General features: G+C 58.3%; 22 protein-coding genes and 2 tRNA genes. 23 read left to right on the top strand and 1 reads right to left on the bottom strand.

Features of this window, described 5'->3' with window-relative positions:
• Nucleotides 1–86: 86 nt before the first annotated feature.
• The 9 genes from WNE31_RS10415 to WNE31_RS10455 all read left to right on the top strand — a co-directional run bounded on the left by WNE31_RS10415 (nucleotide 87) and on the right by WNE31_RS10455 (nucleotide 10,149).
• On the top strand, nucleotides 87–1,058 hold the full coding sequence (locus WNE31_RS10415) for an HAD family hydrolase (protein WP_349979694.1): 972 nt from the start codon (nucleotides 87–89) through the stop codon (nucleotides 1,056–1,058).
• Between the two features lie 24 nt (nucleotides 1,059–1,082).
• Nucleotides 1,083–2,066, top strand: coding sequence for an AAA family ATPase (locus tag WNE31_RS10420; protein ID WP_349979695.1), 984 nt, complete (start codon nucleotides 1,083–1,085; stop codon nucleotides 2,064–2,066).
• An 8-nt stretch (nucleotides 2,067–2,074) separates the two neighbouring features.
• Complete coding sequence (locus WNE31_RS10425; RefSeq protein WP_349979696.1) at nucleotides 2,075–3,022, top strand: DUF58 domain-containing protein; 948 nt, start codon at nucleotides 2,075–2,077, stop codon at nucleotides 3,020–3,022.
• Complete coding sequence (locus WNE31_RS10430) at nucleotides 3,019–3,501, top strand: DUF4381 domain-containing protein (protein WP_349979697.1); 483 nt, start codon at nucleotides 3,019–3,021, stop codon at nucleotides 3,499–3,501. The genes WNE31_RS10425 and WNE31_RS10430 overlap by 4 nt, the downstream gene beginning before the upstream one ends.
• Nucleotides 3,501–4,481, top strand: a complete 981-nt coding sequence (locus tag WNE31_RS10435) for a VWA domain-containing protein (RefSeq protein WP_349979725.1) — start codon at nucleotides 3,501–3,503, stop codon at nucleotides 4,479–4,481. Before WNE31_RS10430 ends, WNE31_RS10435 begins: the two co-directional genes overlap by 1 nt.
• Nucleotides 4,478–6,007: a VWA domain-containing protein gene (locus tag WNE31_RS10440; protein WP_349979698.1), complete on the top strand. Its 1,530-nt coding sequence runs from the start codon at nucleotides 4,478–4,480 to the stop codon at nucleotides 6,005–6,007. Before WNE31_RS10435 ends, WNE31_RS10440 begins: the two co-directional genes overlap by 4 nt.
• Nucleotides 6,004–7,266 carry a hypothetical protein gene (locus WNE31_RS10445; RefSeq protein ID WP_349979699.1) on the top strand — a complete coding sequence of 421 codons (1,263 nt, stop codon included), beginning with the start codon at nucleotides 6,004–6,006 and terminating at the stop codon, nucleotides 7,264–7,266. Before WNE31_RS10440 ends, WNE31_RS10445 begins: the two co-directional genes overlap by 4 nt.
• Nucleotides 7,267–7,287: 21 nt before the next feature.
• Entirely contained in the window at nucleotides 7,288–7,767 is a 480-nt protein-coding gene (gene tsaA, locus WNE31_RS10450; protein ID WP_349979700.1) for a tRNA (N6-threonylcarbamoyladenosine(37)-N6)-methyltransferase TrmO, read from the top strand.
• A 300-nt stretch (nucleotides 7,768–8,067) separates the two neighbouring features.
• The gene (locus WNE31_RS10455) at nucleotides 8,068–10,149 is read left to right on the top strand and encodes a calcium-binding protein (protein WP_349979701.1); all 2,082 of its coding nucleotides are present in this window, start codon (nucleotides 8,068–8,070) and stop codon (nucleotides 10,147–10,149) included.
• Nucleotides 10,150–10,330: 181 nt separating this feature from the next.
• On the opposite strand, the gene WNE31_RS10460 is transcribed toward WNE31_RS10455, so the two are convergent.
• Nucleotides 10,331–10,405: transfer RNA gene (locus WNE31_RS10460), tRNA-Thr, on the bottom strand.
• A gap of 86 nt (nucleotides 10,406–10,491) precedes the next feature.
• Between WNE31_RS10460 and WNE31_RS10465 the strand changes: the two genes are divergently transcribed.
• From WNE31_RS10465 to WNE31_RS10530, 14 genes are all read left to right on the top strand, one after another.
• A complete protein-coding gene (locus WNE31_RS10465) occupies nucleotides 10,492–10,653 on the top strand; it encodes a hypothetical protein (protein WP_349979702.1) in 162 nt (53 codons plus the stop codon).
• Between the two features lie 5 nt (nucleotides 10,654–10,658).
• Nucleotides 10,659–11,927, top strand: a complete 1,269-nt coding sequence (gene murA / locus WNE31_RS10470) for a UDP-N-acetylglucosamine 1-carboxyvinyltransferase (protein WP_349979703.1) — start codon at nucleotides 10,659–10,661, stop codon at nucleotides 11,925–11,927.
• Nucleotides 11,924–12,400, top strand: coding sequence for a DUF2948 family protein (locus WNE31_RS10475; protein WP_349979704.1), 477 nt, complete (start codon nucleotides 11,924–11,926; stop codon nucleotides 12,398–12,400). The genes murA and WNE31_RS10475 overlap by 4 nt, the downstream gene beginning before the upstream one ends.
• Before the next feature lie 70 nt (nucleotides 12,401–12,470).
• Nucleotides 12,471–13,772, top strand: coding sequence for a histidinol dehydrogenase (gene hisD / locus WNE31_RS10480; protein ID WP_349979705.1), 1,302 nt, complete (start codon nucleotides 12,471–12,473; stop codon nucleotides 13,770–13,772).
• Between the two features lie 74 nt (nucleotides 13,773–13,846).
• Nucleotides 13,847–14,326 carry a UPF0262 family protein gene (locus WNE31_RS10485; RefSeq protein WP_349979706.1) on the top strand — a complete coding sequence of 160 codons (480 nt, stop codon included), beginning with the start codon at nucleotides 13,847–13,849 and terminating at the stop codon, nucleotides 14,324–14,326.
• A 7-nt stretch (nucleotides 14,327–14,333) separates the two neighbouring features.
• The gene (locus tag WNE31_RS10490) at nucleotides 14,334–14,792 is read left to right on the top strand and encodes an arsenate-mycothiol transferase ArsC (protein ID WP_349979707.1); all 459 of its coding nucleotides are present in this window, start codon (nucleotides 14,334–14,336) and stop codon (nucleotides 14,790–14,792) included.
• A gap of 92 nt (nucleotides 14,793–14,884) precedes the next feature.
• Nucleotides 14,885–15,280 carry a ketosteroid isomerase-related protein gene (locus WNE31_RS10495; protein WP_349979708.1) on the top strand — a complete coding sequence of 132 codons (396 nt, stop codon included), beginning with the start codon at nucleotides 14,885–14,887 and terminating at the stop codon, nucleotides 15,278–15,280.
• Nucleotides 15,277–15,861: a GNAT family N-acetyltransferase gene (locus tag WNE31_RS10500; protein ID WP_349979709.1), complete on the top strand. Its 585-nt coding sequence runs from the start codon at nucleotides 15,277–15,279 to the stop codon at nucleotides 15,859–15,861. Before WNE31_RS10495 ends, WNE31_RS10500 begins: the two co-directional genes overlap by 4 nt.
• 128 nt (nucleotides 15,862–15,989) lie before the next feature.
• Nucleotides 15,990–16,868 (top strand): carbon-nitrogen hydrolase family protein, encoded by an 879-nt coding sequence (locus WNE31_RS10505; protein WP_349979710.1) that lies wholly within the window; start codon nucleotides 15,990–15,992, stop codon nucleotides 16,866–16,868.
• An 82-nt stretch (nucleotides 16,869–16,950) separates the two neighbouring features.
• Nucleotides 16,951–17,169, top strand: coding sequence for a translation initiation factor IF-1 (infA, locus tag WNE31_RS10510; RefSeq protein ID WP_058309536.1), 219 nt, complete (start codon nucleotides 16,951–16,953; stop codon nucleotides 17,167–17,169).
• 44 nt (nucleotides 17,170–17,213) lie between these two features.
• Nucleotides 17,214–17,792, top strand: coding sequence for a Maf family protein (locus WNE31_RS10515; RefSeq protein ID WP_349979711.1), 579 nt, complete (start codon nucleotides 17,214–17,216; stop codon nucleotides 17,790–17,792).
• A complete protein-coding gene (locus tag WNE31_RS10520; RefSeq protein WP_349979712.1) occupies nucleotides 17,789–18,814 on the top strand; it encodes a ribonuclease E/G in 1,026 nt (341 codons plus the stop codon). The genes WNE31_RS10515 and WNE31_RS10520 overlap by 4 nt, the downstream gene beginning before the upstream one ends.
• Entirely contained in the window at nucleotides 18,811–18,993 is a 183-nt protein-coding gene (locus WNE31_RS10525) for a DNA gyrase inhibitor YacG (protein WP_349979713.1), read from the top strand. The genes WNE31_RS10520 and WNE31_RS10525 overlap by 4 nt, the downstream gene beginning before the upstream one ends.
• A 78-nt stretch (nucleotides 18,994–19,071) precedes the next feature.
• A tRNA-Phe gene (locus tag WNE31_RS10530) sits at nucleotides 19,072–19,146 on the top strand.
• The last annotated feature ends 307 nt before the right edge of the window (nucleotides 19,147–19,453 follow it).

Here is a 19,453-nt window from a genome sequence, read left to right on the forward strand (position 1 = left end):
AAGTTGAATTGACAGAACTAGGAAGGCGGGCGAGACTGATCTTGCCCGCCTTATCTCTCACCATAGTAATTTTTGGATTAGTTGTCATGAAACCGCTGTTCTTCGCTCTTGCCCTTGTCGGGGCGCCGGTATTTGCCGATCCGTTGCCGTCATGGAATGACACCGATGCGAAATCCCGTATTATCTCCTTTGTCGAAACGGTGACAAACCCCGAAAGCGCCGACTATGTGACACCTGCCGCGCGGGTCGCCACTTTTGATAATGATGGTACGCTCTGGGCCGAACAACCTGTCTATTTCCAACTGATTTATGCGGTGGATCAGGTTGCCAAGATGGGCGCGGCGGATCCGTCGATCCTGATATCCGATGCGTTGAAAGCGGCGGCAGCCAAAGACTACAAGGCATTGCTTGAAACCGGTGAGGCCGGGTTGATCGAGGTCTTGCGTGCCTCGCATGCCGACATGTCGCTGGACCAGTTTCAGGCAGAGGTCGCGGCGTGGCTTGACGACGCCCGTCATCCGACGACAGGCATGCGCTATGACGACATGATCTATCAACCCATGCTGGAATTGCTGCGCTATCTGCGGGATGAAGGGTTTGCCACCTATATCGTCTCGGGCGGCGGGATCGATTTTATCCGTGTCTTTGCAGAAGAGGCCTATGGCATTCCGCCCGAACAAGTGATCGGATCGTCGATCGTGTCCAGCTATGAGGTGGTGGATGGCGTGCCGCAGATCATCAAGGGTGCCGACCTGTTCTTTGTTGACGATAAGGCAGGCAAGCCGGTCGGGATCATGCACCATATTGGGCGACGTCCGATCCTTGCGGGCGGCAACTCGGATGGGGATTTCGAGATGCTTGAATTCACCACGGCAGGTGAGGGCGCGCGGCTTGGTCTGCTGGTCCACCATACGGATGCCGAGCGTGAATTCGCTTATGACCGCGAAGGACATATCGGTGTTCTCAATCGCGGACAAGACGAAGGCCCCGAGCGCGGTTGGATTATCGTGGACATGGCGCAGGACTGGCGGACGGTCTTTGCGTCAAACGCGCGCTAAATGGCAAACGAGCGGGAGAACGATATGAACGCTCATGAACAGATCACCACGTTGATGGCGCGAATGGGCGACTCCATCATCGGACAGAACCATGTGGTCGAGCGTCTGGTTATCGGGCTGTTGGCGAATGGCAACCTGTTGCTTGAAGGGTTGCCCGGTCTCGCCAAAACACGGGCGGTTAAAGCGATGTCGAAGAACCTTGAGGCCGATTTCAGCCGGATCCAGTTCACGCCCGATCTGCTGCCCTCGGATGTGACGGGCACCGAGGTGTATCATCAAGCCGGCGGAACGGCGGAATTCCGGTTCGAGCCGGGTCCGATCTTTGCCAACATCGTGTTGGCGGATGAAATCAACCGCGCGCCCGCCAAAGTGCAGGCCGCCCTACTTGAGGCGATGGAAGAACGTCAGGTGACGGTGGCGGGGACGACGCACAGGATGCCTCCGCTCTTCATCGTCATGGCGACGCAGAACCCAATTGAACAGGAAGGCACATATCCCTTGCCGGAGGCGCAGATGGACCGGTTCCTGATGAAGGTCGTCATTGAGTATCCGCCTGTCGAGGACGAAGTCGAAGTGATCCGCCTTGTTCGTGTTGAAGAGCGAGCCGCGAGTGCCGCAACAAACGGGGGTGCCGAGAAACCGCCCGTGATCCCGCAAAAAGCAGTGTTCGAGGCGCGTGCAGAAATCGGGCAGCTTCACGTGGCCGATGCGATAGACCGCTATATCGCGGACATCGTTCAGGCCACACGGACGCCCGAAGCCCTTGATGACGATCTGGCGCGCTGGATCGAGATTGGCGCGTCACCTCGCGCATCGCTCGGGCTCGATAAGGCAAGCCGTGCTCATGCGTGGCTGAATGCGCGCGATTATGTCGATCCGGAGGACGTGCGCGCCGTCGCAACGGATGTGCTGCGGCACCGGATTGCGCTCAGCTATGAAGCTCAGGGCGATGGCGTGTCGTCTGCACAGGTGGTCGACAAGATCCTTGCGCTTGTCGCCTTACCCTGAGTCGCGCCGTGGCGAAGCGGTCTCATAACCAGACGGCTGATCCCCGGATCAGGGTGGATTTGGTGCATTTGCGACAGTTTGAACGTCATGCCCGAGCGATCAGTTTTTTGCCGAAACAGCCCGCACGTTCGGCGCTGAACGGACGGCACGCGTCGCGTCTGCGCGGGCGGGGCTTGAATTTTGAAGAGCTGCGGAACTACCAGCACGGCGACGATATTCGCACGATTGACTGGAAGGTGACGGCGCGTACAGGCGAACCCTATGTGCGCGTCTATACCGAGGAACGCGACCGGCCAGCCCTATTGCTGGTAGACCAGCGGATGAGCATGTTTTTCGGCACCGTCCACAATATGAAATCCGTCACCGCCGCCGAGGCTGCCGCCCTTGCCGCGTGGCGTTTGCGGATGCAGGGGGATCGGGTCGGCGGGATCGTGTTTGGCGACACGCATGTCGCCGAATTGCCGCCTCGGTCCGGTGGTTTGGCCTTGAACAGATTTCTTTCGGTCCTTGCGGATGCAAATGCTTTGCTCGAACCGGGCCTTGAGGTGGCTAAACCTCATTCGCTTAACCAACAGCTTGAAACGACGGTTCGTATCGCCAAGACCGGCATGATGATCCTGATCTTCAGTGATTTTCATGGAGTTGATGACGCCAGCGAAAAGATGATCCGGCGCCTTGCCTTGCACAATGACGTTCTGGTGTTTCCCATCACGGATCCGACTGGGCGGGATCTGCCTGACCATTTCCGGCTGGTGGCGTCCGACGGGCGTTTGCAGGTCGATCTGGACACGGCACAAGACGAAGTGCGGATGCGGCTTGAAGATCTGTTTGACCGGCGGATCGGGCGCGTGCTGGATTGGAGCCGCAAATACGGCGTGCCGGTGCTACCACTGACATCGGCCGAGGAAACTCTGCCGCAAATGCTCAGCCTCTTTGGCGCAAGGGGGCGTGGATGACAGAAGAGGACTTTGCCGGAAAATCCCTTGTGGACCTGCTGGACATGCTTGAGCCGGTCCCCGAGCCAGCTGCGATTTCGATGTGGCCTCAGACCCAAGGATGGCTGTTTCTGCTGCTCGCGGTCCTTGCCATTGTGCTGTGGGGGTGGTTGCGCTTGCGGGAACGACATAGGGCCAATGCCTATCGGCGCGCGGCTCTGGCGGCGCTTGCAGACGCAGGCGACAACCCGGTCGAAGTGGCAGCCATCCTGCGGCGTACGGCCCTTGCAGCCTATTCCCGAACCGAGGTTGCAGGGCTTTCCGGAGAGGCGTGGTTGGTGTTCCTTGCGCAGACGTCCAAGGCAACGGGATTTGATGGCGAAGCCGGCCAGCGCATGTTGGCTGCCCCGTATCTAAAAGACTCCTCCCCCGATGCGCCGGGGATCAACGCGCTGGCCTGTCTCTGGGTCAAGACCCATCGGGTCGAGGGGGCACCTTGATGCTGTCTCTGGCGTTTCCATATGCCCTGCTGCTTTTGCCTCTGCCCTACCTGATCTGGCGGTTTGCGCCCCCGTACCGCACGACGAGTGCTGCAATCCGTATTCCGTTCTTTCGCGAAATCACCGAAGCCACGGGTCTGACCCCGCGTGAAGGCGCCGTTGTTCTGCGGCGGCGCAAGGTGCAATCATGGGTGGCCATCCTGTGTTGGGGGCTTGTGGTGCTGGGATTGGCGCGTCCTGAACTGCTGGGGCAGCAAATCACGCAGGAACGGGCGGCGCGGGATATGATGCTGGCAGTCGATATCTCCGGATCGATGGATGCGCGCGATATGCGCACCGAGGATGGCGCCCCGCTGCAACGCCTGCGGATGGTCAAGGATGTTGTAAGCGACTTCATCGAGAGGCGTGACGGAGATCGCATCGGTTTGATCGTATTCGGCACCAAGGCCTATGTGCAGACGCCGTTTACGGAAGACCTGCAGAGTGCCACCGAAATGCTTGAGGAGATGCAGGTCGGGATGGCCGGACCGGATACCGCCATAGGGGATGCGATAGGACTGGCAATCCGCACCTTCGAGAGAAGTGATGTGGAACAGCGGTTGCTGATACTTTTGTCCGACGGGGCCGATACCTCCAGCATGATGAGCCCGGTGAACGCAGCCGAGATCGCGGCACAGTCCGGCGTGTCCATCTACACGATTGGCGTGGGCGATCCTTCGGCCTCGGGGGATGATCGGGTCGATCTGAAAGCGCTTGAAGATGTGGCGCGGCGCGCGCGCGGGGCCTTTTACTATGCGGAAGACAGCGATGGTCTCGAACAGATTTATGCCGAGATTGAACGCCTGAATCCGCGTGTGACTGAAGTCGTCACGTTTCAGCCAAGACAACCGTTGGGATGGTTGATGTTTGGAGGTGCATTGCTGTTGGCGCTTTTGACCTCGGTTTGGATGCAGATCGGAATCCGAAAGGCGGCGGCATGATCGAGCGGACGTTCGAAATTCTTGCGGTCTTTCATTTCCTGCGTCCGATCTGGTTATTGGCGGTCCCCGTGATTGCCGTACTCTGGTGGCAGGTGCGCAAACCGCGTGGTGGGGCGGGCGACGCCACCAACAAAATCGCGCCACACCTCGCCGACGCGTTGACAGTGGGTCGGGTGTCGGCGGCGCGGCTGCAACCTTTTGACGGGGTGGCGCTGACGATGATCCTGTTGTCGCTTGCCGCTGCCGGTCCAAGCTGGAGCCGCGTAGAGAACCCGTTTCTTGCCCAGACGGCCGCCCTTGCCGTTGCGCTTGAAGTCAGCAGTTCGATGGCGTCCCCGGACGTGCCGCCCAACAGGTTGGATCGCGCGAAATTCAAAATTAGAGACCTTGTTGAACGCAGGTCCGGCGCGCGGACAGCATTGATCGCCTATGCAGGAACGGCGCATCGCGTTGCCCCGCTGACCGAAGATCCCAACATTCTGCGGGCAATGCTGGACGGGCTGTCGCCCGAGGTGATGCCGTCGGATGGCAACAATGCAACTGCGGCGGTGCAACTGGCGCAGTCCGAACTGGCGAAATCGGAAACGCCCGGAACCGTGCTGTTGGTTCTGGATGGACTAGATAACGCCGACCTTTCTGCGGTGCAGGTAAATGATGGACAGGCCCCTGTTCTGGTGCTGCTGGTTGCGCCCGAGAACACGCCGCTCGGCGCTCTTGAACAGATGGATGGCAAGCAAATTATCCGGGTGACCGGCGACGAAACCGATCTGGATCGCATTGAGCGGGCCGCCGAGTCGGCCTATCGCAACGCACTTCTTGGCGATGACCGTCTGGACTGGGAAGATCGGGGCTGGGTGTTTGCCTGGCCAGCGCTGTTAATCCTGTTGTTGTGGTTCCGCAAAGGCTGGACAATGCGCTGGGCGTTTCCAGCCTTGATTGCTATGCATTTGATGGCGCCGACCTCGGCCCGCGCGGATGTGGTGGATTGGTTCCTGACGCCCGACCAGCAGGGAATGGTGGCCTTCCGCAACAAGGACTATACCCGTGCGGCCGACCTCTTTCTTGATCCGATGTGGCGGGCATATGCCCTGTTCAAATCGGGCCAATACCCCGAGGCCGCCGATGTCTATTCCCGCATGGATACTGCCGAGGCCGCCTTTGGTGAGGCCATGGCCCGTACCCGCAACCGCGAATATCGTCCGGCCATTGCCGCCTATGAAAAAGCGCTTGAAATAAAGCCGGATTTTCCGGCGGCAGAATACAATCTGGAAGTTACCAGATACATTCTCGATTATATCGAATCCGCAAGAGAGGCTTCGGACACGGGTGAAGACCGCGGCATCGGTGCGGATGATGTTGTCTTCGACAATGAGGCCGAGCGCGGGGCGGATACGCAAACGGATTTCTCGCAAGAGGACCAACCTGCCTTCCAAAGCACCGAACAATGGATGCGCGCAGTCGATACCGATATGAGGGACTTCCTGCGGTCGCGGTTTCTGCTTGAAACCACAGGAGGGGCAGAATGATACGGCATTTAGTGCTCCTTTTATGCCTTTGGCCACTGTGTGTGTCGGCGCAGGACCAGACGCCACCAATCGTGACGGTCGAGGCATCACCCGAAACCGTGTCCGTGGGCCAGCCGGTGATCGTTCGGGTGACCGTGCTTGTCCCGACGTGGTTGTTGTCGCCGCCCGTGTTTCCGTCGTTCGAGGTGCCGAACGTGATTGCGCGCCTGCCAGCCCGTGCGTCAGGGCCGACCAGCCAGCGCGTGAATTCGGAAACCTGGTCCGGGGTTACACGCGCCTATCGCATGTACCCGATGGTCGCCGGAGATTTCAGCCTGCCTGCACAAGAGATCGAAGTGTCCTATGCCGATCCTGACGGATCTCAACCCGTGACGAAAACTGTCGCCTTGCCGCCTGTCAGGTTTACATCCGAAGTGCCTGCCGGGGCCGAAGGTCTGGACCCTCTGATCGTGGCGGAAAACCTGACGATGGAGCAGTCTTTCGAGGGCCCCGAGGATAAGCTTTCGCAAGGTGATGCCGTTGTGCGCACGATCACTGCAAAAATCACAGGCAGCTCTCCTCTTTTCATCCCGCCCTTGATGCCCGCGGTCGAGAGTGACGCCGTTCAGGTCTATCCCAAAGATGGCCGCGTGACAGAGTCCGAATCCCGTGGCAAACTGTCGGGAACGAGGACGGACAGCGCCACCTATGTGGCGCAATATGGCGGCCAACTCGTGTTGCCCGAGGTCAACCAGCAATGGTTTAACGTGGACACGGGCAAAGTTGAAATCGCCACCGCCAAGGGGCGCACCTATCAGGTCGACGCCCCCGCACGCCCGCGTGAGCCCCTCCTGTCGCGCCAGCAGTGGATCGCACTCATCGGTGTGGTGCTTTTGGCTTGCGTCGTGCTGTTCGTCATCCGGCGATATGTTTGGGGCAGCCTTGTGGCGTGGCGTCAGCGTCGCAGGCAACGTTTTTTGGAAAGTGAACGCTATGCCGCGCGGCTTGTCGGGCAGGCGATGGGAAGCCGCGATCTTTCGTCCACGCGAAACGCATTGGCGGTCTGGTCCATGCAGCTTGCGCCGACGGGCGGTGTGGAAGATCAGGAACTCGAAGCCAGCCTGTTGGCGCTGGGCGCAAGCCGGTATTCGCAAACAGGCGTGGCCAAGCCTGACTGGCGCCGTTTGGGTGAGGCTTTTGCCGCGGCACGCAAGACAAGGAAAAAGGCACAGGAGGCTTCCTTTGCAGACAGCGTGTTGCCTCCTATGAATCCTTTCTGAATACGCACACAAGGATACGTTATGGACAAGGCCCTGCGCCCCGGAGAGGCTGTACTCTCTTTTGACCCGGCAGACCAAGAGGATGCCGAACTGGCCTTTGTTGGCCGTATCAGATCCCCGTGGAGCCGTGGGGACTGTCCCAGCAATATCCGCAAGGCACGCGAGATGGGGTGCAAAGTATGGATCGAGCTTGATGTCCGGTATGTGCAGGGCTTGGAGGGGCTGGAGGTCGGCCAGAAGATCATCCTGATCTATTGGATGCACGACACGCGCCGTGATGTCATTTTGCAAAGCCCCCGTCATATCAATGGAACGCGCGGGGTATTTTCGTTGCGTTCGCCGTTGCGCCCCAATCCGCTTGCCATGTCGACTGTCGCGATCATGTCTTTGGACAGGCATAAGGGACATATCGGGATTGATGCGATTGATTGTTTCGATGGGACGCCATTGGTTGATATCAAACCTTGGGTGCCGACCATCGATCTGCCGCCAGAGTCGTGAATGGTTCCAAGTGCCATAGGACTCCGATACATCAGCGAACATTTCGCGAAAGGCCGTCTTGCTGATGTTTGAAGACGTTGGAGTTTAAGCTCGGCTGATACGTCGAAACGGAGCCCGGCATCTATGCGTATTTGGGGTGCGTTTTTGTCTTTCGGCGGAACCGAGCAGGCCTCATCTGCAAGAAAATATAAGAATTAAGTCATAGCTTGATTTTGCCTGTGGGAATCGTCACGGTTGATCCGTAGGCGCAAAAAATCGCGCGAATTTGTTATTTCAAGCTTTAAAAAAGGGCGGATTCCCATGCCGGTCACCCACAGTACCATTACTGACAACAGTCTTTTGGCCTTTGGCACAGCAAACGGAGAACGACTGCCAAATGGCAGCTACAGAGAAAATCACAACTTCGATATTTCCGCGGTCTTTGAAAACGGCCTCACCCTGAACGGGGAAACCTTCACCTGGATCGAAATTGGCAACGATGGGGTTATCAGGTTTGGTAACGCAGACGGGATAAGCAACTATCAGTTCGCAGCGGCTTATGGTTATAGCGAAACGCGCAACAATCCATCTGGAGAGGCAGACTACGGCATTTATATTGATTACGACACGCAGCGCGATTCTGTTGTGATCACCTACAATTCGGTCGGATCGCGATACAACTATTCGTCGAACCCTTGGGCCAACACCTATCAGATCGAAATCATCGACAGGGGCAATGATGATACCGAGATCGTTGTCCGCTACGAGGATATGCAATGGCACACGTCCAATAGCTGGCCCACGATCAGCAGCTACTGGGGACTAAATGTTCAGGGGTATTCCTGGTCGTATCGCTTTGGATTGCCCATCAATCGGGAGAGAGACGCCTCGATGTGGGACGATGTCGTGGGCAACACCGGGGTCAACGGTGTTTGGCAGTTCCGTTTTGAAGACGGGGTGCCCGTGGGCGCGGACGTGGCGGTAGGGGCCGTGAACCTGCGGGGGACTGCTGGCGATGATCTGCTGAACGGGTATCTGGCCAACGATGGTTTGCAGGGATACACCGGCAACGATACGCTCAACGGCTATAGTGGCAATGATGTCCTGATCGGTGGAGCGGGCCATGACGTGATTGATGGCGGCAACGGTCACGATACCATAAACGCTGGGGATGGCGACGATAGCGTCCTGGGCGGCAGCGGCAATGACCGGATTGGTGCGGGCGATGGTGACAACACGGTGGTCGGTGGCTTTGGCAACGATGTGATCCACAGCGGGACCGGCGCCGACCGGCTCATGGGTGGAGAAGCGGGTGACTACATCGGCGCCGGGGCTGGTGACGATGCGATCAATGCCGGCGGCGGAAACGATACTGTCAACGCAGGCGATGGCAACGATACTGTTGTTGCCGCAAACGGTCAGGACACGGTGTATGGTGGCGCCGGTGACGACCTACTGCTGGGGAACTATGGCAGGGATTTCCTGAGTGGCGACACAGGCAACGATCACCTGAATGGTGGCGAAGGTGGTGGCACCCTGCTTGGCGGTGTTGGAAATGACACCCTTGAGGCCCATGAAGGCAGCGACCTTCAGATGGCGGGCGGCATCGGAGATGACTACCTTCAAGTCAACCGATCCGCTGACAATTACTTGAACGACGTCCATTCCAATTGGCTGAACTACGAATCCTCTTATTACGGCAACCGCGCCGAGGGGTTCGGCGCTGTCATGAATGGTGATGCCGGGAACGACACGCTGATGGGCGGACGTTTCAGCGACACAATCGGTGGTCAGGACGGCGATGACAGCATTCATGGCGGCGGCGGAAACGACAGTATCGGCGCAGGCGACGGCAACGATACGGTGATTGCCGGCGATGATTCCCACACGCGCAGGGACAACGACTGGGTCTATGGTGGCGCCGGGGATGACTCCCTCTTTGGGGGCGGTGGCGATGACACGCTCTTTGGTGGCGCGGGAAGTGACACTCTGGTTGGCAGTCACGGGCGGGACGTTCTTCTTGGCGGAGACGGGGATGACTTTATCTTCGGCGGCAATGGTTATGACGTGGTCACGGGCGGCGATGGCGCGGACCGTTTCTTTGCCTCGACCGAAGGCGGCGATGTCACCGTCATCACGGATTATGACGCAACCGAAGGGGATTGGCTTGTCCTCGACGGGCGGTTCTTCGATTCAGAAGATCTGCGCCTGTTCGGAGAGCGCATGTATGATCTGAACGGCAACCTCTCGGAATACCGCGATCTGACACTCGTACGTGTTGATGACGATGGCGCCATTGCACAAACGCTGTTTACCTTTGGCAACGCGTCACAGATTGAACGACTGATCATTCGCCTGCCTGAAGACACGGCAGGGGAAACCCTCACGCTGGACCTGTTCTAGAGCTTTCTGCCAGACCTGACCCCACCTGCGAAACGGGTGGGGTCTGATGTCAAAACAACGACATTGTCATGCCCGGCATCTCATTGGCGGGGCGCCTCACATGTCTGAGGAAGAAGAAGGGCAGACATGCAATGTGAAATGCTCTTAGAGGGCGGCAGTGTGTAAAATTGTCGTGGATTTATGGTGCTGCTGGGGAGGATTGAACTCCCGACCTCACCCTTACCAAGGGTGCGCTCTACCACTGAGCTACAGCAGCGTTACCGTGGCGCGGGATTTAGACGTAAAGTTCACAGGGCGCAACCCCATCTGGACGGTTTTTTTTCACTCATGTAATGAGGGGGCATGGAACGTAACGCACCCCCGAAGAATTCGAAGACATCAGGTCAGACGCGCGAGGACCGGTTGAAGGCCGCGCTGAAGGCAAATATGGGCCGTCGCAAAGCCCAGGCGCGCGCGCGCGCCACCTCTGAGAGCAGCCGGGACAGCGAAAATAATAAAGGCTAGAGCAGATGGATTCGATTATCGTACGCGGAAATGGCACGTTGAACGGCCAAATTCCGATCGCAGGCGCCAAGAACGCCTGTTTGACCCTTATGCCCGCGACATTGTTGAGCGAAGAACCGCTGACGTTGACCAATGCGCCACGGTTGTCCGACATCCGCACGATGACCGAGCTTTTGTCGTCACTGGGCGCCGAAGTGAGCAGCTTGCAGGATGGCAAGGTTCTGGCGATGTCGAGCCATGATCTCGACAACCACGTGGCAGAATATGACATCGTTCGCAAAATGCGCGCCTCGAACCTTGTTCTTGGGCCGATGCTGGCGCGGCTGGGGCAGGCGGTTGTGTCTCTGCCTGGGGGATGTGCTATCGGGACACGTCCGATGGACCTTCACGAGAAAGGCCTGATGGCGCTGGGGGCCGAGATCGAACTCAAGGAAGGCTATCTTCACGCTAAGGTTCCGGGGGGTCTTAAGGGTGCAGTTATTGACCTGGATTTTCCGTCAGTGGGTGCCACCGAAAACATCATGATGGCGGCCACTCTGGCCAAAGGCACGACGGTGTTGAACAATGCCGCGCGCGAGCCGGAAATCGTGGATCTGGCAACCTGCTTGCGAAGCATGGGTGCGCAGATCGATGGTGACGGCACCAGTCGAATCGAGATTCAGGGTGTGGATCGCCTGCATGGTGCCACACATCCTGTTGTGACCGACCGGATCGAGCTTGGGACTTATATGCTGGCCCCCGCCATTTGCGGCGGTGAGGTCGAGTGCTTGGGCGGCAAGATAAACCTGCTGGGCGCCTTCTGCGAAAAACTGGATGCCGCGGGCATTCATGTCGAAGAAACCGAAAAGGGCATCAAGGTGGCCCGTCGTAACGGCCGGGTAAAGGCCGTGGATGTGGTTACCGAGCCTTTCCCGGGGTTCCCGACCGATCTGCAAGCGCAGATGATGGCGCTGATGTGCACGGCCGAAGGCACCTCTGTTCTGGAAGAGAAAATCTTTGAAAACCGCTTTATGCACGCTCCCGAGCTAATGCGCATGGGAGCCGAGATCGAAGTGCACGGCGGGACAGCAACGGTGCATGGCGTAGAGCGTCTGAAAGGTGCACCAGTGATGGCTACGGATCTGCGGGCCTCAGTATCTTTGATCTTGGCTGCCATGGCCGCCGAGGGGGAAACCATCGTGAACCGCGTGTACCATCTGGACCGTGGCTATGAACGGGTCGAGGAAAAGCTGGGCAACCTTGGGGCCCATATCGAACGAGTAAAAGCCTCATGAGCATGGATGCACGTTTCGAAGATGGCGGCGAAACACCGCTGAACCTTGGTGCGCTGGACAGCGACGACCTGCAGGTTCTGTCGGCGCTGGTTCAGGATGCGGTGTTTCCCGTAACCGAAATGAAATGGCTGGCGACGGAACGGCGTTTCGCGCTGTTGCTCAACCGGTTTCGTTGGGAGGACGTGCAAGCCGCCGAAAAACGCGGTCGCGCAGTCGAGCGTGTCCAGTCGCTTTTGGTTGTCGACAATGTGGAACGTGTCGCCTCGCAAGGGGTGGATCGCAGCGACAAGGACATGATTCTGTCAGTCCTTTCGGTGGATTTTGATGGCGAGACAGACAGCGCAGGGCAGGTCACGTTGACCCTGGCGGGTGATGGCGCGATCCGTCTGTCGGTCGAGGCTCTTGAAGTCACTCTGAAGGATGTCACTCGCCCTTATATCGCACCGTCGAAACACATCCCGACCCACGATTGATCTTCCCGCGCATGCGAAAGGCTTGAGACCCGTTCAGGCGGCGGGTATTGAGCGTCAAAAGGAGAATGCCATGCCCCAGTTTCTCGACGCGCGTGCCGCAGATTTCGAAGACCGGTTTGTCGCCCTGTTGGCGGCCAAACGCGAAGACAGCCCCGACGTGGACGCGGTTGTGGCTGAAATCATCGCGGACGTCCGCGCACGTGGGGATGCGGCAGTTCTGGATCTGACCTCGAAATTTGATCGGCTGGACCTGACGGCGGACAAGCTGGCCTTTTCCGAAAGTGAAATTGACGCGTTTTGTGCCGAAGTGTCCGAGGAGGATCGCGCTGCTCTGGAACTGGCGGCAGAACGGATCCGTGCCTACCACGCACGCCAGATGCCCGAAGATGCGAGCTGGACCGATGATACCGGCGCAACGCTGGGCTGGCGCTGGACGCCCGTATCGGCAGCGGGGCTTTATGTGCCCGGCGGTTTGGCCTCTTATCCGTCTTCGGTCCTGATGAATGCGATTCCGGCCAAGGTCGCGGGCGTGGAGCGTCTGGCCATCGTGGTGCCAACCCCGGACGGTGTGGCCAACCCGCTGGTCTTGCTGGCCGCGCGGCTGGCCGGTGTGGATGAGGTCTATCGCATCGGCGGGGCACAGGCCGTGGCCGCACTTGCCTATGGCACGGAAACGATCGCTCCGGTGGACAAGATCACTGGCCCCGGGAATGCCTTCGTGGCTGCCGCTAAGCGCCGGGTCTTTGGTAAGGTCGGCATCGACATGATCGCGGGGCCTTCGGAAATTCTGGTGATTGCGGACAAGGACAACAATCCGGACTGGATCGCGCTGGATCTTCTTTCGCAGGCTGAACATGACGAAAGTGCGCAATCGATCTTGATCACCGACGATGCAGCGTTTGGGAAGGCGGTCGCTGAGGCCGTTGATAAGCGACTGGAAACGCTGGAGCGCCGCGCCATCGCCGGTGCAAGCTGGCGTGATTTCGGGGCGGTCATATCCGTGCCCGATATGAAGGCTGCTACGGATTTGTCGAACCGGATTGCGCCCGAGCACCTTGAATTGTGTGTCGCAGATCCGGATGCCCTTGCCGAGGACATCACACACGCTGGCGCGATCTTCCTGGGGCAATATACACCCGAAGCCATTGGCGATTATGTCGGCGGTCCGAACCACGTTCTGCCGACGGCGCGCTCGGCCCGGTTCTCATCCGGGCTTAGTGTTATGGACTTTCTCAAGCGTACCACCCTGTCGAAAATGACGCTGGACTCCCTACGCGCCATTGGCCCGGCAGCCGAAACACTTGCCATCAGCGAGAGCCTTGAAGCCCATGGTTTGTCGGTGCGGGCGCGACTGAATGCCCTCAATGACTAAATTGCTGCGTTGCAGCATTGCCCAGAGCCCCGTTTTCGGGTAGGTCTTCTTGCCAATACAGAGCGAGTAAACCCATGTCACATATCAGCCGAATCGAGATTGACGATCGCAACCTGCCGCCCCCGACCCCGGAGATCGAGCAGGAACGCAAGGTGGCGATGTTCGATCTTCTGGAATCGAACAGTTTCGATATTCCCAAACGTGATGACCGCATCGTCCCGCCCGGCCCTTATTCGGTTGATCTCTCGATCCGTGACAAACGTCTGGTTTTTGACATCGCGACCGAGTCCGGTGACAAGGCTGCAGAGTTCCATCTTTCGCTGTCGCCGTTCCGACAGGTGGTCAAGGATTACTGGGCCATCTGCGAAAGCTACTACGACGCGGTCAAGAACATGCCGCCCAGCCAGATTGAAACCGTCGATATGGCCCGTCGTGGCATCCATGACGAAGGTGCGCGCATTCTGTCCGAACGTCTGGAAGGCAAGGCGCAAATTGATCACGACACGGCGCGTCGCCTGTTCACGTTGATCTGCGTGCTGCATTTCGGAGGTTAGGCACGACTTGGGGGAGGAGCTGCCACAGTCTGTTCTTTTCTGCTGCGATCACAACGCGGTGCGATCGCCTATGGCAGAAGGCATCATGAAGAAATTCTATGGTGTGGATGTCTATGTGCAATCTGCCGGCATCAAGAATGACCTCGAGATCGATGGTTTTGCCATTTCGGTCTGTCAGGAACTGGGCGTGGAGTTGTCGCGTCACAGATCCCGCAGTTTCGAAGAAATGGAAAAGTGGGGCGACCCGATTTCCTCGTTCGACCTTGTTGTAGCGCTGACGCCTGCGAGCCGCCGTGAGGTGCAGGATTTGACACGTTACAGCCACTGCGACCTTGAATACTGGCCGATTTCGGACCCTTGCGGATTGGGGGAAACCCGCTTGGCGCGTCTTGAGGCGTATCGCAATTCAAGAAATGAGATCGTAGACCGTTTGACCCAGCGGTGGGGCCCTGCCTGCGAAAGCTAATGCGTTTGCAGGCATGATGAGGTCGCAAATTGCCCTTTGTTCCGCCTGCCGCCTTGTTAGCGTGCAGGCATTCAGACCAAACGGGGAATGCCATGAGCACTGACACCATCCGCCGTTACTATGCGGCGTTCAACGCTGGCGATATCGACGGCATGATCGACTGCCTTTCCGACGACTTTGTGCATGATGTGAACGAAGGCAGTCGGCGTGATGGCAAGGAAGCCTTTGCCGAGTTTTGCGCCCATATGTCCGGATGTTACCAAGAAGAACTAACGGATATAGTGGTATTCGGGGACGAAAGCGGTACGCGCGGGGCTGCGGAATTCATCGTGAACGGAACCTACCTCAAGACCGATGGCGACCTGCCCCCGGCAACTGGTCAAACCTACCGCCTTCCCGGTGGCGGCTTCTTTTCGCTGAAAGACGGGAAAATCACGCGAGTCACGACCTATTACAACCTCAATGACTGGATCGCGCAGGTGTCATGATCGAAACACGGGTTCTGACAGGCGCGGCGCTTGATGGAGCGCTGGACGATGTGGCGCGGTTGCGGATCGAGGTTTTTCGCGCCTTTCCCTATCTTTACGACGGAGACTTTGCCTACGAACGTAACTATTTGAGCACCTACCGCGAAAGCCCGTGCGCTGTGCTCGTGGGAGCCTTTGATGGGCCACGATTGGTGGGCGCGGCGACCGGAACCCCCCTTGCCGATCATGCAGAGGACTTCGCTGCCGCGTTTGCGGGACGCGCGATCGACATGGAGAAGGTCTTCTACTGTGCAGAGTCCGTGTTGCTGCCGGAGTATCGCGGCAGAGGCATCGGTCATGCTTTTTTCGATCATCGCGAGGCCCATGCCCGATCACATGGATTCGCGCACGCGACGTTTTGCGCGGTGATCCGCCCCAACGATCATCCAAGGCGGCCCAAGGATTACACAGCTTTAGATGATTTCTGGAGCAGGCGTGGGTATCACCCCCTGGAAGGCGTTATTGCGGCGTTTTCCTGGAAAGACCTCGGGGACGATGCCGAAACCCGCAAACCGTTGCAGTTCTGGTGGCGTGATCTTTGAAATAGTTTCCGAATGACTTGAAAGCGACACCTCGGGGTGGCGGTTGCATGGGACACCGTCCACGCTGCACGCGTGACAGCGGCTATTTTGGGGCGTATTGATTCTGGAAAAGAAACAAGGACACTGCCATGAAGATCGCTACTGCCGCCTATTCTCTGGATTTTCTCGACAGTTGGGCTGGCTATGAAGACAAAGTTTTCAAATGGGTGGACGAGGCCGCAAGCCACGGCGCCGCGGTTTTGGTGTTTCCCGAATACGCAGCGATGGAGCTTGCGACACTTGAGGGCAGGGCGGCTGCCATGGATCTGCAGGCATCGTCTCGTGCGGTCTCGGATCGCATGGCGGATGCGAACGCCTTGCACGCCCATCTTGCGACCGAGTTCGGTGTCTATATTCTTGGCGGCTCGGCTCCGGTTTTCGACGATCGGTTTGGTCTGGTGAACCGCGCGCATTTCTTCGCGCCCTCTGGCGAAAGCGACCATCAGGACAAGCAAATCATGACCCGCTACGAACGCAACCCCTGGCAGGTTGGCGGCGGCGGTCCGCTCAAGGTTTTTGAAACGTCCTTCGGCAAAGTCGGGGTGTTGATCTGTTATGACAGCGAATTCCCTCTGTTGGGGCGGGCGCTGTCAGAATGCGAGTTGCTCCTTGTGCCGTCTTGTACCGAAGCCCTGAGTGGATATTGGCGTGTGCGTATCGGGGCTATGGCGCGGGCGCTTGAGGGGCAGTGTGTGACCGCGATGTCCTCGCTTGTTGGTGCGGCGGATTGGTCCGAGGCCGTCGACGTAAATACCGGTGCGGGGGGAGTGTTCGGGCCGCCAGACACAGGCTTTCCGCAAACCGGTGTGCTTGCCGAAGGAGTTTTGAACCAACCCGGCTGGACCTATGCGGATGTGGACCTCGATGCGGTCCGGCAAGTGCGTGCCGATGGTCAGGTCCTGAACCGAACACACTGGTCCGAGCAAACGCCGCGTGACAGCGAGGTCACATATATTTCTTTGGCGTAAGAATCGGCCTTGAAAATCAGGACGTATGCGCCCATTTAAGGGCAGCCCGCGAAAATGGCGGGTGCAATGCGAAGGAGAAAACATGGCCAAGGAAGAATTGCTCGAATTTCCCGGTGTCGTTAAGGAACTCCTGCCCAATGCGACATTCCTGGTCGAGCTTGAAAATGGCCATACGATCATCGCACATACGGCAGGCAAAATGCGCAAGAACCGCATCCGTGTTCTGGCAGGGGACCGTGTCCAAGTCGAGATGACCCCCTATGATCTGTCCAAAGGCCGGATCAATTATCGCTTCAAATAAGCGCGTTAAACGCTTGCGGCGTGGCACTTGATGGGACCGACGGTATGAAACTGATCCTCGGATCCGGCAGCCCGCGCCGCAAGGAACTGCTTGCCCAGATTGGTGTTGTTGCGGATGTAATCTCTCCGCCGGACATCAACGAAGACCCTCACGACAACGAATTGCCGCGCCCCTATTGCGCACGTATTGCGCGGGAAAAGGCCGCTGCGGTGGACGCCGCCGCTGAGGATATCGTGCTGTGCGCGGATACGACCGTTGCCTTAGGTCGTCGAATCATGGGCAAACCCGTCGACGCGCGCGAGGCAGCTGCCTTTCTCACCGCACTCGGGGGGCGACGTCATCAGGTGATCACCGCCGTGGCCGTCCGTAAGGGTGACCTCCTTTGGGAAAAAACCGTTGTCAGTGCGGTCAAGATGAAACGCCTGTCCGAAGACGAGCTGCGCATGTACCTTGCCTCGAATGACTGGCAGGGCAAAGCGGGCGGATATGCCATCCAGGGCCCTGCGGGTGCCTTCGTGCCGTGGATCAGCGGATCGTTCACGGGCATTGTGGGGCTGCCCCTCGCAGAGACGGCAAGCCTCCTGCTGGCTGCAGGCTACCCTCTTTACAAGGACACACCATGAAGGGCTCTCAAATCATACTCGACCACCTTGGCGGACGCGAAGCAGCTGCCCTGATGGTGGATGGAAAGCTGGAAGATTTCTTGATTGCCGGCGAAGCGCCGCGTCCCGGCACGATTTACAGGGCCATAGCTGATCGTCCCGTGAAGGGGCAGGGTGGCATGTTCCTGAAAACGCCGGACGGCCCGGTCTTCCTGCGGCAAGTCAAGGGGTTGGCACCTGGTCAGCCCCTGCTGGTTCAGGTGACTGGCTATGCCGAGGACGGCAAGGCAATCCCGGTCACGCAGAAAGTGCTGTTCAAAAGCCGCTATGCCATTGTTACTCCGGACGCGCCTGGACGGAATATCAGCCGATCGATCAAGGACGATGACATCCGCGATATGCTGCTTGGGCTTGTCCACGAGGTTCTGGATGACGATGAAGATATGGGCCTGATCCTGCGGTCGTCCTGCGCGACGGGTGAAGCGGGCGAGATCGCCGAAGACATCGACACCATGGTGTCGCTGGCGCGACAGGTGATCTCTGATGGGGAAGGGCCTGCGGAACTTCTGGTTGAGGGCGATGCCCCCCATGAAGAAGCCTGGCGGGAATGGACCGATCAAGCCGAGGTGGTGACGCAGGAGGGCTGCTTTGAAAGCCATGGCGTCTTGGATGCTCTGGAAGAGTTGAAGACTGTTCATGTCCCTCTGGATGGCGGGGGCTCCATGTTCATCGAACCGACCCGTGCATTGGTTGCGGTAGATGTGAACACGGGCGCGGATACTTCTCCTGCGGCGGGGCTGAAGGCCAATATGGCGACGGCACGCGCCTTACCCCGGCAGCTCCGCTTGCGCGGTCTGGGCGGTCAGATCACGCTGGATCTGGCTCCGATGCCCAAAAAAGACCGACGGGTCTTCGAAAGCGCTCTCCGCGCTGCGTTTCGCGCCGACCACATTGACACCACCCTGGTGGGTTGGACACCGTTAGGGCACTACGAGCTTCAGCGCAAACGCGCACGACTGCCTCTGAAGATTTTGCTGTCATGACTTGCCCGATTTGTAAGAAACCGACGGTCGAATCCTACCGTCCGTTCTGTTCAAAACGCTGCGCAGACGTGGATTTGGGGCGCTGGCTGGGGGGCGAATACGCTGTACCTTCGCAGGATCCCGAAGAGCAAATCGATGCGCTGGAAGAGATCGCCAAACAAAACGACACGCTGCACTGATTTTTTGAAGAATCCCTCTGGACACCCCCGCTGCCCTCGCTTAGAACGCCGCAACCCGAACGTTGAACGTTCACCCGTGCCCGGGTAGCTCAGGGGTAGAGCAGTGGATTGAAAATCCTCGTGTCGGTGGTTCGATTCCGCCCCCGGGCACCATTTAACACTCTGAAATAAATAAACTTTATTGAGGGGTTAAGTTAGCCGCTTTGTGTATGTTAGCGTCGCCGTACCACCTCTGTACCATTTAGTACCACTTTAACCCCTGTTTCAGGCGACTTAATTTTGAGGTTATCTGGACACCGCGCCCCGTTCTAGTGCGATGTGGCAAATCACGCTCGATTAAGAAACACGCCTTCGGACACGAGCCATCGTGATCCTCCCCCACTGAAGTGGTCCGCCCCTATAGTTGGGAAACGGAGGATCAAACATGGGAATCAAACGACACAAGCCGGAAGAGATTGTC

Source organism: Shimia fortis (genome assembly GCF_040225985.1).
Classification (GTDB): Bacteria; Pseudomonadota; Alphaproteobacteria; order Rhodobacterales; family Rhodobacteraceae; genus Shimia.

Coding starts and splice junctions, on each gene's coding strand:
- WNE31_RS10415 (WP_349979694.1), top strand. CDS start 87: ATGAAACCGCTGTTCTTCGCTCTTGCCCTTGTCGGGGCGCCGGTATTT.
- WNE31_RS10420 (WP_349979695.1), top strand. CDS start 1,083: ATGAACGCTCATGAACAGATCACCACGTTGATGGCGCGAATGGGCGAC.
- WNE31_RS10430 (WP_349979697.1), top strand. CDS start 3,019: ATGACAGAAGAGGACTTTGCCGGAAAATCCCTTGTGGACCTGCTGGAC.
- WNE31_RS10435 (WP_349979725.1), top strand. CDS start 3,501: ATGCTGTCTCTGGCGTTTCCATATGCCCTGCTGCTTTTGCCTCTGCCC.
- WNE31_RS10440 (WP_349979698.1), top strand. CDS start 4,478: ATGATCGAGCGGACGTTCGAAATTCTTGCGGTCTTTCATTTCCTGCGT.
- WNE31_RS10445 (WP_349979699.1), top strand. CDS start 6,004: ATGATACGGCATTTAGTGCTCCTTTTATGCCTTTGGCCACTGTGTGTG.
- tsaA (WP_349979700.1), top strand. CDS start 7,288: ATGGACAAGGCCCTGCGCCCCGGAGAGGCTGTACTCTCTTTTGACCCG.
- WNE31_RS10455 (WP_349979701.1), top strand. CDS start 8,068: ATGCCGGTCACCCACAGTACCATTACTGACAACAGTCTTTTGGCCTTT.
- WNE31_RS10465 (WP_349979702.1), top strand. CDS start 10,492: ATGGAACGTAACGCACCCCCGAAGAATTCGAAGACATCAGGTCAGACG.
- murA (WP_349979703.1), top strand. CDS start 10,659: ATGGATTCGATTATCGTACGCGGAAATGGCACGTTGAACGGCCAAATT.
- WNE31_RS10475 (WP_349979704.1), top strand. CDS start 11,924: ATGAGCATGGATGCACGTTTCGAAGATGGCGGCGAAACACCGCTGAAC.
- hisD (WP_349979705.1), top strand. CDS start 12,471: ATGCCCCAGTTTCTCGACGCGCGTGCCGCAGATTTCGAAGACCGGTTT.
- WNE31_RS10485 (WP_349979706.1), top strand. CDS start 13,847: ATGTCACATATCAGCCGAATCGAGATTGACGATCGCAACCTGCCGCCC.
- WNE31_RS10495 (WP_349979708.1), top strand. CDS start 14,885: ATGAGCACTGACACCATCCGCCGTTACTATGCGGCGTTCAACGCTGGC.
- WNE31_RS10500 (WP_349979709.1), top strand. CDS start 15,277: ATGATCGAAACACGGGTTCTGACAGGCGCGGCGCTTGATGGAGCGCTG.
- WNE31_RS10505 (WP_349979710.1), top strand. CDS start 15,990: ATGAAGATCGCTACTGCCGCCTATTCTCTGGATTTTCTCGACAGTTGG.
- infA (WP_058309536.1), top strand. CDS start 16,951: ATGGCCAAGGAAGAATTGCTCGAATTTCCCGGTGTCGTTAAGGAACTC.
- WNE31_RS10515 (WP_349979711.1), top strand. CDS start 17,214: ATGAAACTGATCCTCGGATCCGGCAGCCCGCGCCGCAAGGAACTGCTT.
- WNE31_RS10520 (WP_349979712.1), top strand. CDS start 17,789: ATGAAGGGCTCTCAAATCATACTCGACCACCTTGGCGGACGCGAAGCA.
- WNE31_RS10525 (WP_349979713.1), top strand. CDS start 18,811: ATGACTTGCCCGATTTGTAAGAAACCGACGGTCGAATCCTACCGTCCG.